Raw genomic sequence first — 14,338 nt, forward strand, 5'->3', positions numbered from 1 at the left:
AGGCGAGCGTGACAATGGCGACTAGCCTGCCCTGGAGCGTGAAGGGCGTCGATCCGCGCACCCGCGACGCGGCGAAGGCCGCTGCGCGCCGCGCCGGCATGACGCTCGGCGAATGGCTCGACAACAAGATCCGCGACGAAGCCGAAGACAATACCCCACCGCCGCCCACGCAGCAGGAACAGCTCGACATCGCGGCGCTCTCGGAGCGCCTCGCGCGCCTCTCGCAGGGCGAGATGCAGACCGCCAGCCCGGCCCCTCCTCGCCCCCAGGCGACGCCCGAACTTTCGCGCGAGCGGATCGACGCCTTCATCACCCAGGCCGCAATGGCCGAGCGCCTCACCCGCGACAACGGGGCCAAGACGGCCGGCGCCCTCGATTCGATCGCCAAATGGATCGAGAAGACCGAAAACCGTCTTTCCATGGGCGAGCGTGCCACGGCCGAGCGGCAGGAACGCGCCACCAACGTCATCGCCGATGCGATCAAGACGATGGGCGAGCGCATCGCCGAGATCGAGCGCAAGACGGCGGAGGCCGGCCGCAAGGCTGCCGCCCCGCCACCGGCTGCGAGCGCGCGCCCCTTCCTCAGCCGCGACGGGCTGGCAGCCGCCGTCTCCGATATCCGTTCGCGCCAGCGTGCGCTCGATGGCGAGCCGAGTGCACCCGCTCGCTTCGAGAACGGCAATCCGGCGCAGGCCCTGGCCGGGCTGCGCGAGGACCTGCGCCAGCTCAGCGCCCGCATCGCCCCGGCTCAGCCGGCAGTCTCGCCCGCCACCCGCGTCGAGGAACAGCGCGCCGCCTACCAGCCGCTGGAGCGCGCCATCGGCGAACTTGGCTCCCGTCTGGAGCGCCTGGACGTCCGCGACCGGCTCGACCCCGTCCTGAAGCCTCTGGCGCGGATCGAGGCCGAGATTGCGCGCCTCTCCGACAACCGCTCTCAGGACGGGCTGGGTCGCTTCGAACTCGAGATCGCGCATCTCGCCGCCAAGGTCGATGCGCTCGTCGCGCGCGGCGGCGATCGTGCCGCGATCGCGCCGGTGCTGCGCGAGATCGCCGAATTGCGCGAACTGACGGTCGCCGGCACCGACAGCCGGCGCCTGGACGATCTGTCGCAGCAGCTTTCCTCGCTCTCCTCGGAGATCGGACGCCTGCGCGATGCGCAGCCGGACGGGCGCGAGCTGCGCAACCTCTCGCTCGCCATCGAAGATGTGCGCGACACCCTGCTGAGTGACCGTTCGCGCGAGCGCACCGGCGACAATGCGCCGCTGGCGGCTCTCTCGCGGCAGGTCGAGTCGCTCGCGCACAAGATCGAGACGCTGCCTTCGATGAAGGCCTCGGTCATCGACGGCCAGGTCGATCAACTCATGGCCCGTCTCGACGAGCTCCACGCCATGGGCCGCCCGGCATCGGACGAGCTTTCGGGGCGGATCGAGGCTCTGGTGGTCCGGCTGGAAGGCCTCGCGGACCGCTCCGCGACACCGCTCGATGGCCGCATCGACGCCTTGCAGCAGCAACTCGAGACGATCGCCCGCCAGGGACCGTCCAATGTCGAGAAGCAGATCGAGGCACTGGCAGGCCGGATCGAAGCGCTCACCGCCTCCGGCAACCTTGCCCGTCTGGTCGAAGACGGCACGCACGTCCCTGTCGCCCAGGTCGACATGCGGCCGGTCGAAGACATGTTGCGGGCGCTCGCAGGCAAGATCGACGAGGCCGGGCGCCCCGGCGCCGGCTCCGATTCCTTCGACGCCTTGGAACAGCAGATCGCCGGACTGGCGCATCGGCTCGACGAGGCGGCCGCGACCCGCACGGCCGAAACCGGCATCGAGCGGACGCTGCAGGATCTCGTCGCCCATCTGCAGACCATGCGCGAGGACACGGCCGCCGCGGCCGAGCGCGCCGCACGCGCCGCGATGGCCGACATGGCGCCGCCGCGCGGCGCCAGCTTCGCCGAGCTCAGCAACCTCGTCACCGGCCTGCGCGACACCCATGCCTCCTCGGGACGCCAGACCCAGGACGCTATCAGCGCCGTCCATCAGACCCTCGAGACGGTGATCGCCCGCCTCGCCAGCCTCGAAACCGAACTCGGCGGCGAGCGCGGCCAGACCGCTCGCAGCGCGCAGCCCCTGCCGCCGCGCGCAAGAACGGCGGCCGAGCCCGCCACGTTACCGCCGGCACACCAGCTCGCCACCAAACCGGACGAGCGGATCGTGGCGTCGCGCGGGCCCGCCGCTTTCGACATGCCGCTGGAGCCGGGCTCCGGACGTCCGCGCGTCGAGGCCGCTGCCGTGGCGGGCGATCAGCAATCCGTGCGCCAGAGCCTGATCGCGGCTGCGCGGCGTTCGGCCAAGGCAGCTTCCGAGGCGGCGGCCGCCGCACCCGTGGTGACGCCGGAGCCGGCGAAGCCCGGCAAGCCGGTCTCGGCCGGTGGACGTCTCAAGGAGATCATGGAAAAGCGCCGGCGACCGCTTCTGCTCGGCCTCGCCGCGGTCGTCCTCGCCATGGGCGCCGCCCATATCCTGTCCGGGCCGTCGTCGGGAGACGCCAAGAAGCAGGTCGCCAGCGAGGCCCAGATCGCGCCGCAGCGCGCGGCTGCGGAGAAGGACGTCGCGGAGACCACCGCCTCGGCCGCGCCGGCCAAGGACCAGAACGCGGTGCTGCCGATCCAGCTCGGCACCACGCCCGCGCTGGCGGCAGCGCCGACGGCTCCCACCGCGGCGGCCGAGGCCGGCGAAGCCGCTCCGATGGTCGCCGCACTGCCGCCCGCCGCGACGCCCGAGCCGCCGGCCAACGTCACCGGCCTCAACGAGATTCCAGCGACGCTCGGCACCGCCGGCATGCGCAAGGCCGCTCAGGGCGGCGATGCTCGCGCCGTCTACGAACTCGCCACCCGGGCCGCCGACGCGCCAGGCGCCGGCCGCGATCCGAAGCTCGCGCTGCACCTGTTCGAGCGCGCCGCCGTGGCCGGGCTGGCCCCCGCGCAGTTCCGCCTCGGCAACATGTTCGAGAAGGGCATCGGCACCGGCCGCGACGTCTCGCTCGCCCGGCTCTGGTATGCGCGCGCCGCCGAACGCGGCAATGCCAAGGCGATGCACAATCTCGCCGTGCTCTATGCGGAAGGCGCCAACGGCAAGCCCGACTACGCGACCGCAACGGAATGGTTCCGCCGCGCTGCCGAGTTCGGCGTCCGCGACAGCCAGTACAATCTGGCGGTGCTGCTCGGCCGCGGTCTCGGCTCGCCGGCCGATCTCGGCCACTCCTATCGCTGGTTCGCCATTGCTGCGGCGCAGGGCGACGAGGATGCCGGCCGCAAGCGCGACGAGGTTGCAGGCCGTCTTTCTGCGGCCGATCTCGCCACCGCCAAGGCTGCCGTCGAAGCCTGGAAGCCGAAGGTTCCCGAGGCGCTCGCCAACGAGGTCGCAGCACCGGCCAAGGGGTGGGACGAGGTGCCGGCCGCCGCCAGAAAGCCGGCAAAGCCGACCCGCGGCTGAGCGAAACCCTCTCAGAGCAAAGCAATCTGAAAGGGATTCGTTCTAGCGTCACCGTTTCGACGCCTTCGCGTGGGAAGCGTCGCGCGGCTGACGGGGTTTAGCAGGGTGCAAATCTATCTTCCGATCGCCGAATTGCCGATCAGTATCCTGCTGGTCCTGGGTCTGAGCGGCGCGGTCGGCTTCATTTCCGGGCTTTTCGGCGTCGGCGGCGGCTTCCTGCTGACACCGCTGCTGATCTTCCTCGATATCCCGCCGGCGGTGGCGGTCGCGACCGTCGCGGCACAGGTCGCGGGATCGTCGATGACCGGCGTGCTGACCTATTGGCGACGAAACGCGCTCGATCTGAAGTTAGGCAGCGTACTGGTCGGCGGTGGTATCCTCGGCACCATCCTCGGCGTTCTGTTCTTCAACTCGATGCGCCGCCTCGGCCAGCTCGATCTCGTCATCACCATCGCCTATGTCACGCTCTTCACCTGCATTGGCGGGCTGATGCTGTTCGACGCGATCCGCGCCGCCTTGCGCGACCGCCAGGGCAAGCCGCCGCGCCTGCGCCGGCGTGCGGGCATGCACCCGGCATGGATGGGCCTGCCCTGGCGCATGCGCTTCTACCGTTCGCAGCTCTATGCCAGCGTGCTGCCGATCGCGGCACTGGCGATCGTGATCGGCTTCATCGGCGCCGTGCTCGGCGTCGGCGGTGGCTTCATCCTCGTGCCGGCGCTGCTGTATTTCTTCCGGGTTCCGCCCGCCGTCGTGGTCGGCACCTCGCTGTTCCAGATCCTCGTCACTATGACCGGCGCGACGGTGCTGCACGCCGTCACCAACCAGTCCGTCGACATCGTGCTGGCCATCCTCCTGCTGGTCGGTGGCGTCGTCGGCGCGCAGTTCGGCGGACGCGCGGCGCGCAATCTCAATGTCGGCTCGTTCCGGCTGCTGCTGGCCCTGCTGATCCTCTCGGTCGGCCTGCGCTTCGCGATCGAGCTCTTCCTGCCCCCGGCCGAGCCCTTCTCGGTGGTGATGCCGGAGAGCGCGCGATGAGCCGGCTCTCCAAGACGCTGCTCGCCGCGGCGCTCGGCCTCGCCGCCTGCCTGCCCGCCAAGGCCGAGACGCTGATCGCGGCGCTCTCGACGCACCGGATCGCCATCACCTCGAACTATACCGGCGACCAGCTCACCGTCTTCGGCCTCGTCGAGCGCGAGGGCCGCACGGCGGCCCGGGCCGATCCCTACGACATCGTCGTCACCGTGCGCGGCCCGCCGCGCATGCTGATCGTGCGCGAGAAGGAACGCGTCGGACCGCTCTGGGTCAACCGGCAGCAGCGCCGCTTCCCCGAGCGCCCGATCTTCCTCTCCGTCTCGAGCAACCGGCCGATCGAGGAGATCCTCACGGAGGACGCCGCGCGACGCGAGCGCATCGGCCTGGCGAACGCGCAACGCACCCAGAGCACGCGCGAATTCGAGTTCGGGATCGGCCCCTACCGCGATGCGCTGATCCGCATCATGGAAGCGAAGGGGCTCTACGCCGAACACGAGCGCGGCGTCACCTTCCTGTCGCCGACCTTGTTCAGCGCTCCGATCCGGGTTCCGGCGACCGCGCCGACGGGCTCCTACGAAATCGAGATCGTGCTCTATGCCGGGGGAGCTGCGCTGGCGCGGCAGACCACCAATTTCGAGGTGATCAAGACCGGGATGGAGCAGAGCCTGGCCTCCGCCGCGCATGACCGGCCGCTGCTCTACGGCCTCGCCACGGCGGCGCTCGCCCTGTTCTTCGGCTGGCTGGCGACGACGATCTTCCGCCGCGACTGAGTGCGACGCGGCACCTGTCGCCGCGGGTTCGGAACCCGTTGGGAACTCGAGCCCTCATCCCGAAGCCGCCAAGCAGCGTCTCGAAGGATGAGCGCTCAGGGAAACCCCGAAGAGGCTCTCAGCCGGTCAGCAGGTCATAGGCGAAGAAGGGGGCGATCGTGCCCTCCGCTACGCCCGTCAGCTCCTCGGCCAGTTCGACCAGCCCGTCGGTCTCGGTCAGCGAGGTCAGGATGCCGGCGCCGTCGCGCGGATGCTTGCGGGCGACGGCGATACCATCGGCACCCGGCGCCAGGGAGACCCGGACATATTCGCGCCGGCCGGCCTTCTTGCGATAGGGAAAACCGAGCCTGACCGGCAGCGCCTGCGGGCGGGCCGGCGTCGTGCCCGCGAGCAGGGCGATCACCGCGCGTGCGACGAAAGCGAAGGTGACGAAGACCGCGACGGGGTTGCCCGGCAGGCCGAGAAAGGGCTTTCCGTCGATCAGCCCCATCGCGACCGGGCGTCCCGGCTTGATGCCGATGCGCCAGAAGGCGAGCTCGCCGACTTGCGTAACCGCCGTCTTGACGTGGTCCTCCTCGCCGGTCGAGACGCCACCCGAGGTCAGGATCAGATCGCAATCGCGCGCCGCGGCGCGCAGACGCTCGCCCAGGCTCGCCGGCTCGTCACGGAGGATGCCGAGATCCACCACCTCCGCACCGGCGCGGGCGACTAGAGCCCGCAGCACGCTGCGATTGGCGTCGTAGATCCCGGCCGGCGGCAAAGGCGTGCCGGGCTCGTTCAATTCATCACCCGTGGAGAACACCGCGATCCTGACGCGGCGCCGCACCGCGACCTCGGTGAGGCCGAGAGCGGCGAGCAGGCCGAGATCCTGCGGACGCAGGCGACGCCCGGCCGCCAGCACCGGAGCACCCATGGCCACGTCCTCGCCGACCGGTCTGGCATTGGCGCCCGGCTTCAGCCCGGCCGGGAGGCGCACGAAGCCCTCCTCCAGCGCGACGTCCTCCTGCATGAACACGGTGTCGGCACCGGCAGGCATCGGCGCGCCGGTGAAGACGCGGATCGCAAAGCCGGCGACCGCGATTCCGGCCGCATCCGACCCCGCCGCGACCCGGCCGGAGAGCGGCAGCCGGGTCTCGCCGGACGAGGCGAGGTCGGAAAAGCGCACGGCATAGCCATCGACAGCCGAATTGGCGAAGGGCGGCAGGTCGCGCGGCGCGGCGATGTCGACCGCCAGGACACGGCCATCGGCCAGTGCGAGCGGCACGGTCTCGATCTCGGCGACGGCGCCGATGCGCTCCGCCGCCAGTGCGGCCGCCTGCTCGATCGTCATCAGCGGACCGCCGAAGACCTTGGCATCTTCACTGAGCTGCGCCATTTCAGGCCTCCTCGCGCGCCAGCGCCAGAACCTGCGCCAATGGCTGGGCGCGGGCGAACAGAAGATCGGCGATCCCGGGGACATCATCGAGCCCGAGCACGGGGCGGCCAGCCTGCGGGAAGGGCGTATCGCTCGCCACGCCGACAATGCTTGCATCCTGCGGGTGCAGCGGCGGCTTGCCATTGGCGGCGCGGAACACTTCGAGCTTGGCGTGCGGATCGCGCTTGAAGCCCTCGACGATGACGAGTTCGACCGGTGAGAGTCGGGCGAGCAGCTCCGGCAGCGTCGCCTCCGGCTCGTCGCGCGCTTCGTGCAGCAGCGCCCAGCGCTTGGCCGAGGAAATCAGCACCTCGGAGGCGCCCGCCTGGCGATGTGCCCAGGAATCCTTGCCGGGCGTGTCGAGATCAAAGGCATGATGGGCGTGCTTGATCGTCGAAACGGCGATACCGCGGCCTGAAAGCTCCGGAATCAGCCGAGTGAGAAGGGTCGTCTTGCCGGCTCCGCTCCAACCCGCCAGCCCGATCACGCGCATTGAGGATGACATCTCCAAAACAGAACCGGGCGCAAAAAGCGCCCGGCTGTCATCCTGCGGATCGCATGTGCGGGTCAAGCGCGCCGATTGTCACTCCGCCGGCTGCAGCCTCGCCCCGGGCGCCCGGCCCTTCTCGACCTCCTCGGCGACCCAGAGCGCGTGGTGTTCCTTGGCCCAGTTGAGGTCGACCTCGCCCGAGCCCATCGCGTCGAAAGCGCCTTCCATGCCGATCGAGCCGATATAAATGTGCGCCAGCATGACGGCGATCATCAGCACGGCGACGATGCCGTGGACCATGTTCCAGAACTGCATGTCGAGCACGCCGCCGGAGAAGCTCGGATACAGCAGGTAGACGCCCGAGACCGAGAGCGCGGCACCGCCGAGCACCACGGCCCAGAAGATCACCTTCTGGCCGCCATTGAAGCGCCGGGCCGGCGGCGCATGGCCCTTGCCGATCAGGCCGCCGCCCGCAGCAAGCCAGCGCAGATCGCCGAGATTCGGGATGTTGTCCTTGATCCAGACCAGGAACATCAGCGCCACGCCGAGCATGAACGGCCAGGCCAGGAAGTTATGCGACCATTTGGCCGCCACCGAGAGATTGGTGAAGGCCTGTGGCCCGATCAGCGGCAGCAGCAAGGCCTTGCCGAAGGTGACGTTCAGGCCCGACAGCGCCAGGATGATGAAGCAGCCGGCGGTGAGCCAGTGCATGAAGCGCTCGAAGGCGTTGAAGCGCGTGATCGTCTGTCTGGAAGGACCGGCGGCGATCCTGATCCTGCCGCGGAACAGGTAGAAGGCCACCAGTATGACCAGCATGCCGAGCACGGCGACGGCGCCGATGCGGGTCATGGTGCCCTGGTGGAAGCTGCGCCAGTCGCGCCCGGCCGGGCGCTCCAGCGTGGCGGCCCTGGTGTCGGGGATGGAGACCCTGCCGCGAAGCTCGGCGGAAGGGTTGCCCTTCAGCACCTCGAGGAATTGCTGCTCCCGAACGGAATTGGCGGTCGGGTTGACCTGCTGGGCGCCGGCAGGAGCCGCGACGGCGAGCGCCAGCGCAAGCAGGAGCCCGCTGAACAGGAAGCGGAGATGAGCACCGAGCGGCATTGCGGCGTCCTTTCGCGAAGGCATGGCGGGACTGCGGGAGGAACGCATCCGACCTTTCCGGCCGTGACGCGCCCCTCCCCCCAGAAGTCAGATGGCGATGGTTTCCCGATAGGCGGTCTGCCATCCCCAGGCGCCGGAACCGTAGCCGCGCTTGACCACGCGTTCCTTGTAGATCTGCGCAATGATCTCACCGTCGCCGGCGAGCAGCGCCTTGGTCGAGCACATCTCGGCACAGAGCGGCAGCTTGCCCTCGGCGAGGCGGTTCGAGCCGTATTTCTGGAACTCGGCGGGCGAGAGATCGACCTCCGGACCACCGGCGCAATAGGTGCACTTGTCCATCTTGCCGCGCGAACCGAAATTGCTGAGCTTCGGATATTGCGGCGCGCCGAACGGGCAGGCGTAGAAGCAATAGCCGCAGCCGATGCAGAGGTCCTTGTTGTGCAGCACCACGGCATCCGCCGTGGTGTAGAAGCAGTCGACCGGGCAGACCGCCGCGCAGGGCGCGTCGGTGCAGTGCATGCAGGCCATCGAGACCGAGCGCTCGCCGGGCTTGCCGTCGTTGATGGTGACGACGCGCCGGCGGTTGATGCCCCAGGGCACGTCGTTCTCGTTCTTGCAGGCGGTGACGCAGGCGTTGCATTCGATGCAGCGGTCGGCGTCGCAGAGGAATTTCATCCGGGCCATGGTTCAGTGCCTCCTCACGCCGCAGCGATCTGGCAAAGCGTGGCCTTGCCTTCGTGCATGCCCGTCACCGGGTCGTAGCCATAGGTGGTGACCGTGTTGACGGACTCGCCGAGCACGATCGGGTCGGTCCCGGGCGGGTAGTTGCCGCGCTGGTCGACGCCCTGGAAGAAGCCGCCGAAATGGAAGGGCATGAAGGCCGCGCCCTTGCCGACCCGGTCGGTGACCAGGGCCTTGACCCTGGCCTTGGCGCCGTTCTCCGGACCGGAGACCCAGACGAAGGCCCCGTCACGAATGCCGCGCTCGCTGGCATCCGCCGGGTTGATCTCGACGAACATGTCCTGCTGCAGCTCGGCCAGCCATTTGTTCGAGCGCGTCTCCTCGCCGCCGCCCTCGTATTCGACGAGGCGGCCGGAGGTGAGGACGATCGGGAAGGCCTTGGCGATGCCCTTCTCGACCGCCGCCTTCTGCATCGAGGTGTGCAGGTTCGGGATGCGCAAGGTGCGTTCGTCGGGCCGGGCCGGCCACTTCGCGACGAGGTCGACGCGCGGCGAATAGATCGGCTCGCGATGGGTCGGCACGGGATCGGGCAGGTTCCAGGCATTGGCCCTGGCCTTGCCGTTGCCATAGGGCACGCAGCCATGCTCGAGCGCGACGCGCTGGATGCCGCCCGACAGGTCGATCGACCAGCTCACCGCATCGATATTATTGCCGCCGATGCCGGTGATGACCTCGAGCTCGGCCGGTGTCAGGTCCTTGTCCCAGCCGAGCTTCTTCAGCACGCCCATGGTGAACTCGGGATAGCCGTCCTTGATCTCGGAGTTGAGCGAGAACGAGCCGCCCTCGGCCAGCAGGGTGTCGTTGACCTTGCTGCCATCCGGCAAAGTGCGCTCGCGCGTCAGGCCGAAGCGCGGGCGGAAGGTGCCGCCGCCATCCCTGGCCTCGAGTGAGGTGTTGTAGAGGATGTGCGAGCCCGGATGCTTGAATTCCGGCGTCCCCCAGCACGGCCAGGGCAGGCCGTAGAAATCATTCTCGACCGGGGAGCCCTTGGCGCCACGCAGCGTCACCAGGTCGAACTTGTCCTGATTGGCCATGTGCAGCTTGAGCCGCTCCGGCGACTGGCCGGTATAGCCGGTCGACCAGCCCCCGCGGTTGATTTCCTTGAGGATCGACTCGGCGGTCGGCTCGGGACCGATCTTGCCCTGCACCATCTCATAGGGCTTGAACATCGCCTCGGCGAAGCCGAGCTTCTGCGAAAGCTTGTAGATGACCGCGTAGTCGCTGGCGGATTCGAAGATCGGCTCGACGATCTTCTCGCCCCATTGCAGCGAGCGGTTCGAACAGGTGCGCGAGCCCGAAGTCTCGAACTGCGTGCAGATCGGCAGCACATAGGTGCCGTTCTTGCGGCCACCCAGCGAGACGAAATTCGTCGGGTGCGGATCGCAGACCACCAGCAGGTCGAGCTTCTCCAGCCCCTTGGCCAGATCGGTCATGCGCGGGATGGAGTTGCCGCCATGGCCCATGACGAACATGGCCTTGAGATTGTCCTGCTGGTCGACCTGCTCGGCCGGCAGGTTGGTGGCGTCGAACCAGCGGGTCGAGGTGAGGCCCGAAAGCTCCATGTTCTGCTTGCGGGTGCGCGCCGGCCGGCCGCCCTTGGCCGGAACCTCGTCGAAGCGCGAGACGAAATAGTCGTAATCGACGTTCCAGACCCGGGCCCAATGGCGCCAGGCGCCTTCGACCAGCCCGTAATAGCAAGGCAGGTTCGAGACATCGAGGCCGAAATCGGTGGCGCCCTGCACATTGCAATGGCCACGGAAGATGTTGGCGCCGGTGCCGCGGGCGCCGACATTGCCGGTCGCGAGCAGGAGGTTGCAGATGGCGCGGACGTTGGCCGTGCCGACCGAGTGCTGGGTCACGCCCATGCACCAGACGAAGGTGGCGGGCTTGACCGTGGCGAAGGTCTGCGCGGCGCGCTTCATCTGCTCGGCGGGAACGCCGGTGATGTCCTCGACGGTCTTCGGATCATACTTCTCGACCTCCTTGCGGACGTCGTCCATGCCGTGCACGCGGCTGGCGATGAAGGCCTTGTCCTCCCAGCCATTCTGGAAGATGTGCCACATCAGCCCCCAGATCACCGCGATGTCGGTGCCGGAGCGGAAGCGGACATAGTCGGTCGCATGCGCCGCGGTGCGGGTAAAGCGCGGATCGAAGACGATGACGTTGGCGCGCTGGGTCTCCTTGCCCGCCAGGATGTGCTGCATCGAGACAGGATGCGCCTCGGCGGCATTCGAGCCCATGAAGAGCACGGTCTTCGAATTGCGGATGTCGTTGTAGGAGTTGGTCATGGCGCCGTAGCCCCAGGTGTTCGCAACGCCCGCGACCGTAGTCGAGTGGCAGATGCGCGCCTGGTGATCGACGTTGTTGGTGCCCCAGAAGGCCGCGAACTTGCGGAACAGATAGGAGCCTTCATTCGAGAACTTGGCCGAGCCGAGCAGGTAGACGGAATCGGCGCCGGACTTGGCCCGGATCTCCATCATCTTGTCGCCGATCTCGCCGACCGCCTGGTCCCAGGACAGGCGCTGCCATTTCCCATCGACCAGCTTCATCGGGTACTTGATGCGGCGGTCGCCATGGACGAGCTCGCGCACCGAGGCGCCCTTGGCGCAGTGCGTGCCGCGGTTGATCGGGCTCTCCCAGGCCGGTTCCTGGCCGACCCAGACGCCATTGGCGACCTCGGCCTTGACGGTGCAGCCGACAGAGCAATGGGTGCAGATGTTCTTGACGATCTTGGTACCGGTCGCCGGGCCGGGGCTCGCGGCCTCGGCCTTGCGGACGGCGCCGATCTGCAGGGCGCCGGCAGCCGCGACGCCGCCCGCCACCAGGCCGGAGCGGCGCAGGAAGGAGCGGCGATCCATCACGCCGGCGGCAAGGCCGCCGAGGGCGGACTGGAGACGGCCGCGCTGGACGTCGGCGGATTTGCGCTTGATCAGCATGACGCCAGCCTCCTCAATACCGGTTGGTGCGGTAGTAATTCTTGATGTGGTCGGTCTCGCGATAGCGGGACTTCGTCTCTTCCTTGCCGGGGTCGACCGCTGCGGCCGGCGACACGGCGACGGGCGCGACGGCCGCGGTGGCGCCCGCACCGAGCGCCTTGAAGAAGTTGCGGCGGTCGAGCCCCGTTTCCTTGCTCTTCTGCGACATCGTCGTCTCCTCCGCGCCGGGCATCATCATGCGGGCAGGCTCGCGGCCTGCGTCTCGATCGAAAGGTAGAGGCTGCCGACCCGGCCGACGGCGCGGTAGAAGCGCGCCGTCCTGGCAACCTCGAGATCGGCGAAAAAGCGCTCGCCCCAGGGCTGGATGTGACGCTCGAAGAAAGAGCGCTCGTCGATGCCTTCGCCGGTGGCCTCGCCGCGGATCAATTGCGCCTGGATGTCCATGAGAACGGCGATATGATCCTCCGGCTCACCGGCGCGCTCGTCGCGCGCAAGGCCGAGCCGGCCCATATCCTCGCGTACCAGCGCCAGCGGGCGCTCGTGCAGGAAGCCGGTCATATAATAGGAGGCATAGGGCAGGAGCTCGCCGCGGCCGACGCCGATGAAGAGCTCGAAGAATTCGTCGCGGACCGCCTCCGGCGTCGTCTCGGCCGCAGCCTCGGCCAGCGCGAAATGAGCCATGCCGAGCGGCGAGGCGTCGCCGCGCAGGCCCTGCAGCGCCGCCAGCGTCTCGGCCGTCGGCGCGCGCCAGAGCAGGGCGCCGATCAGCTCGCATTCCTCGGCACGGGCGGCGTCGAGCTCGTCGAGCTCCGGAACGGCCTGCCGGACGATGATCGGCTCCTGCGGGTAGAGATCGGGCCGAAGCTCGCTGCGCGGGACACCGGTGCTCGCCTCGACCGAGAGCACCCGGTCGGCCGGCACGCGCTTCCAGCTCGAGATCGCCGGCTGCGAAACCCCGAGCGCACGCGCCAGGGCCCTGACGCCGCCAGCCGCTCCGATTGCCCGTTCAAGAGCCTGGTCCCGCATGGACGATGCCACCTCCCCTGCCGACGCGCTTCAGGCGCGCTCGAGCGCCGGTGATAATGCTCCCTTATCACCGCAGATTTCAATTGTTCTCAACTGAAAGTCAGAGCGGCGTCGCGCCCCCGCCGCGCCTGCGCGGTCGAGCCACAGGGGGCTGCGACCAGGATTGATCCTGCACTGCAGCAACACCTGCAGTCGGCAATGGCTGCAATTCACCGGGTTTTTCGACGGTTCCCGCGCTTTCCGGCGCATCGCTACGGCGAACTGGCAGCAGCTCCTGCGGCGGCTCTGCTTCGTCCGGTTGCGGCGCACCCAAAGCACCAGCCTCATCTTCCTTAGACGAAAGTCGATGATCTGCGGCATCATCACGCAGCATGGCCGGACCCGTTGCGGCCGATTCGGAGGGTGGCTCGGGCTGCTTGCCGAAAATGTTGGCGATCATCTCCTCGACATTGTCGGAAGGCGAGAGCGGGCCATAGCCTGGGGCGCCGCCCGGCGTGTTCCAGTCGAGCGCATAGTCGCGGGCCGGATCGAGATAGCCCGAGATCGCCGGATCGCTCTCCCAGGCCCGGCGCAGCGCGGCGCGCTTCCAGCTCTCGGGGACGTTCTGCTTCAGCCAGTGGGCGAGATCGAAATCCTTGTCGATCAGGTCGAGCGAGGGCGGCTCGACCGGTTCGGGCTCAGGCTCGGGCGGCAAGGCGGGCTCCGACGCGGCCTTCGCCACCGGCTCAGGCGCAGCCGGTGGCGCTGCCTGCTCAGCGGCGGCGCGCTTGCGGCGCGACCAGCGACCGAGGAAGCCGTCATCCCCGTCGTCCTCGCCGCGGGCGGACATCAGCCCTCTCCGCGTTCGAGGCCGGGACGCGGCCGGGGACCGCCACCCTTGCGCGGATCGTGCTCGGAGCGCTTGCGCTTGACGAATTCGCGCTCGACATGGTGCTCCTCGAAGAAGGCCAGTACCAGCCGCGCGACCGCGGCCGGCATCGGCACGGCTTCGACGACATCGTCGACATTCTCGCAGAAGACCTCGCCTTCGAACGGGTCGGCGGTGACGCCGACCATTTCGAGCGCCGGCTCGAGCCCGGTCGGCCGGACCGCGACCCAGAGCTTGGCCTGGCCACTCTCGAAATTCTCGCGGAAATGCGCGGTATCGACCGAGTGCAGCGTCAAGGTCGCCGGGCCGAGATAGAATTGCTGGCGCTCGGCCGTGCCGGTGAGCTTCGACCAGGGCGCGAGATCGGGCGGTTCGGGAAGCACGGCGATCGGCGCCCAGGCATGGTCGGCCCAGGGCGAGTCGATGGCGCGGCGCTCCACGACGATGCCGACCTCATGATAGAGCTGGGTCATCG

12 protein-coding genes are annotated in these 14,338 nt (G+C 68.7%); 3 read left to right on the plus strand and 9 right to left on the minus strand.

Annotated elements, in window-relative coordinates; genetic code table 11:
- The first annotated feature begins 14 nt into the window (after window positions 1-14).
- From AC3RCC_RS22415 to AC3RCC_RS22425, 3 genes are all read left to right on the plus strand, one after another.
- Window positions 15-3,485: a hypothetical protein gene (locus tag AC3RCC_RS22415; RefSeq protein ID WP_492256637.1), complete on the plus strand. Its 3,471-nt coding sequence runs from the start codon at window positions 15-17 to the stop codon at window positions 3,483-3,485.
- A 105-nt stretch (window positions 3,486-3,590) separates the two neighbouring features.
- A complete protein-coding gene (locus AC3RCC_RS22420) occupies window positions 3,591-4,520 on the plus strand; it encodes a sulfite exporter TauE/SafE family protein (RefSeq protein WP_291637227.1) in 930 nt (309 codons plus the stop codon).
- Entirely contained in the window at window positions 4,517-5,287 is a 771-nt protein-coding gene (locus AC3RCC_RS22425; RefSeq protein WP_492256638.1) for a TIGR02186 family protein, read from the plus strand. The genes AC3RCC_RS22420 and AC3RCC_RS22425 overlap by 4 nt, the downstream gene beginning before the upstream one ends.
- Window positions 5,288-5,405: 118 nt before the next feature.
- Here the strand turns inward: AC3RCC_RS22425 and AC3RCC_RS22430 are convergent, their stop codons facing one another.
- The 9 genes from AC3RCC_RS22430 to AC3RCC_RS22470 all read right to left on the minus strand — a co-directional run bounded on the left by AC3RCC_RS22430 (window position 5,406) and on the right by AC3RCC_RS22470 (window position 14,336).
- Window positions 5,406-6,662, minus strand: a complete 1,257-nt coding sequence (locus tag AC3RCC_RS22430; protein ID WP_492256639.1) for a molybdopterin molybdotransferase MoeA — start codon at window positions 6,660-6,662, stop codon at window positions 5,406-5,408.
- 1 nt (window position 6,663) lies between these two features.
- Window positions 6,664-7,194, minus strand: a complete 531-nt coding sequence (gene mobB / locus AC3RCC_RS22435; protein ID WP_492256640.1) for a molybdopterin-guanine dinucleotide biosynthesis protein B — start codon at window positions 7,192-7,194, stop codon at window positions 6,664-6,666.
- A gap of 90 nt (window positions 7,195-7,284) precedes the next feature.
- Window positions 7,285-8,292, minus strand: a complete 1,008-nt coding sequence (locus tag AC3RCC_RS22440; RefSeq protein WP_492256641.1) for a formate dehydrogenase subunit gamma — start codon at window positions 8,290-8,292, stop codon at window positions 7,285-7,287.
- An 87-nt stretch (window positions 8,293-8,379) separates the two neighbouring features.
- Window positions 8,380-8,976, minus strand: a complete 597-nt coding sequence (fdh3B, locus tag AC3RCC_RS22445) for a formate dehydrogenase FDH3 subunit beta (protein WP_291637236.1) — start codon at window positions 8,974-8,976, stop codon at window positions 8,380-8,382.
- A gap of 14 nt (window positions 8,977-8,990) precedes the next feature.
- On the minus strand, window positions 8,991-11,969 hold the full coding sequence (locus AC3RCC_RS22450) for a formate dehydrogenase subunit alpha (protein WP_492256642.1): 2,979 nt from the start codon (window positions 11,967-11,969) through the stop codon (window positions 8,991-8,993).
- A gap of 13 nt (window positions 11,970-11,982) precedes the next feature.
- Window positions 11,983-12,177 (minus strand): formate dehydrogenase, encoded by a 195-nt coding sequence (locus AC3RCC_RS22455; RefSeq protein ID WP_291637240.1) that lies wholly within the window; start codon window positions 12,175-12,177, stop codon window positions 11,983-11,985.
- Between the two features lie 26 nt (window positions 12,178-12,203).
- Window positions 12,204-12,995 carry a Cro/CI family transcriptional regulator gene (locus tag AC3RCC_RS22460; RefSeq protein WP_291644836.1) on the minus strand — a complete coding sequence of 264 codons (792 nt, stop codon included), beginning with the start codon at window positions 12,993-12,995 and terminating at the stop codon, window positions 12,204-12,206.
- A gap of 100 nt (window positions 12,996-13,095) precedes the next feature.
- Window positions 13,096-13,824 carry a DUF3306 domain-containing protein gene (locus tag AC3RCC_RS22465; RefSeq protein WP_492256643.1) on the minus strand — a complete coding sequence of 243 codons (729 nt, stop codon included), beginning with the start codon at window positions 13,822-13,824 and terminating at the stop codon, window positions 13,096-13,098.
- Window positions 13,824-14,336 carry a DUF3305 domain-containing protein gene (locus tag AC3RCC_RS22470; RefSeq protein ID WP_492256644.1) on the minus strand — a complete coding sequence of 171 codons (513 nt, stop codon included), beginning with the start codon at window positions 14,334-14,336 and terminating at the stop codon, window positions 13,824-13,826. Before AC3RCC_RS22470 ends, AC3RCC_RS22465 begins: the two co-directional genes overlap by 1 nt.
- Between the last annotated feature and the right edge of the window lie 2 nt (window positions 14,337-14,338).

The organism is Allobosea sp. GW823-FHT01F03 (assembly GCF_058798075.1).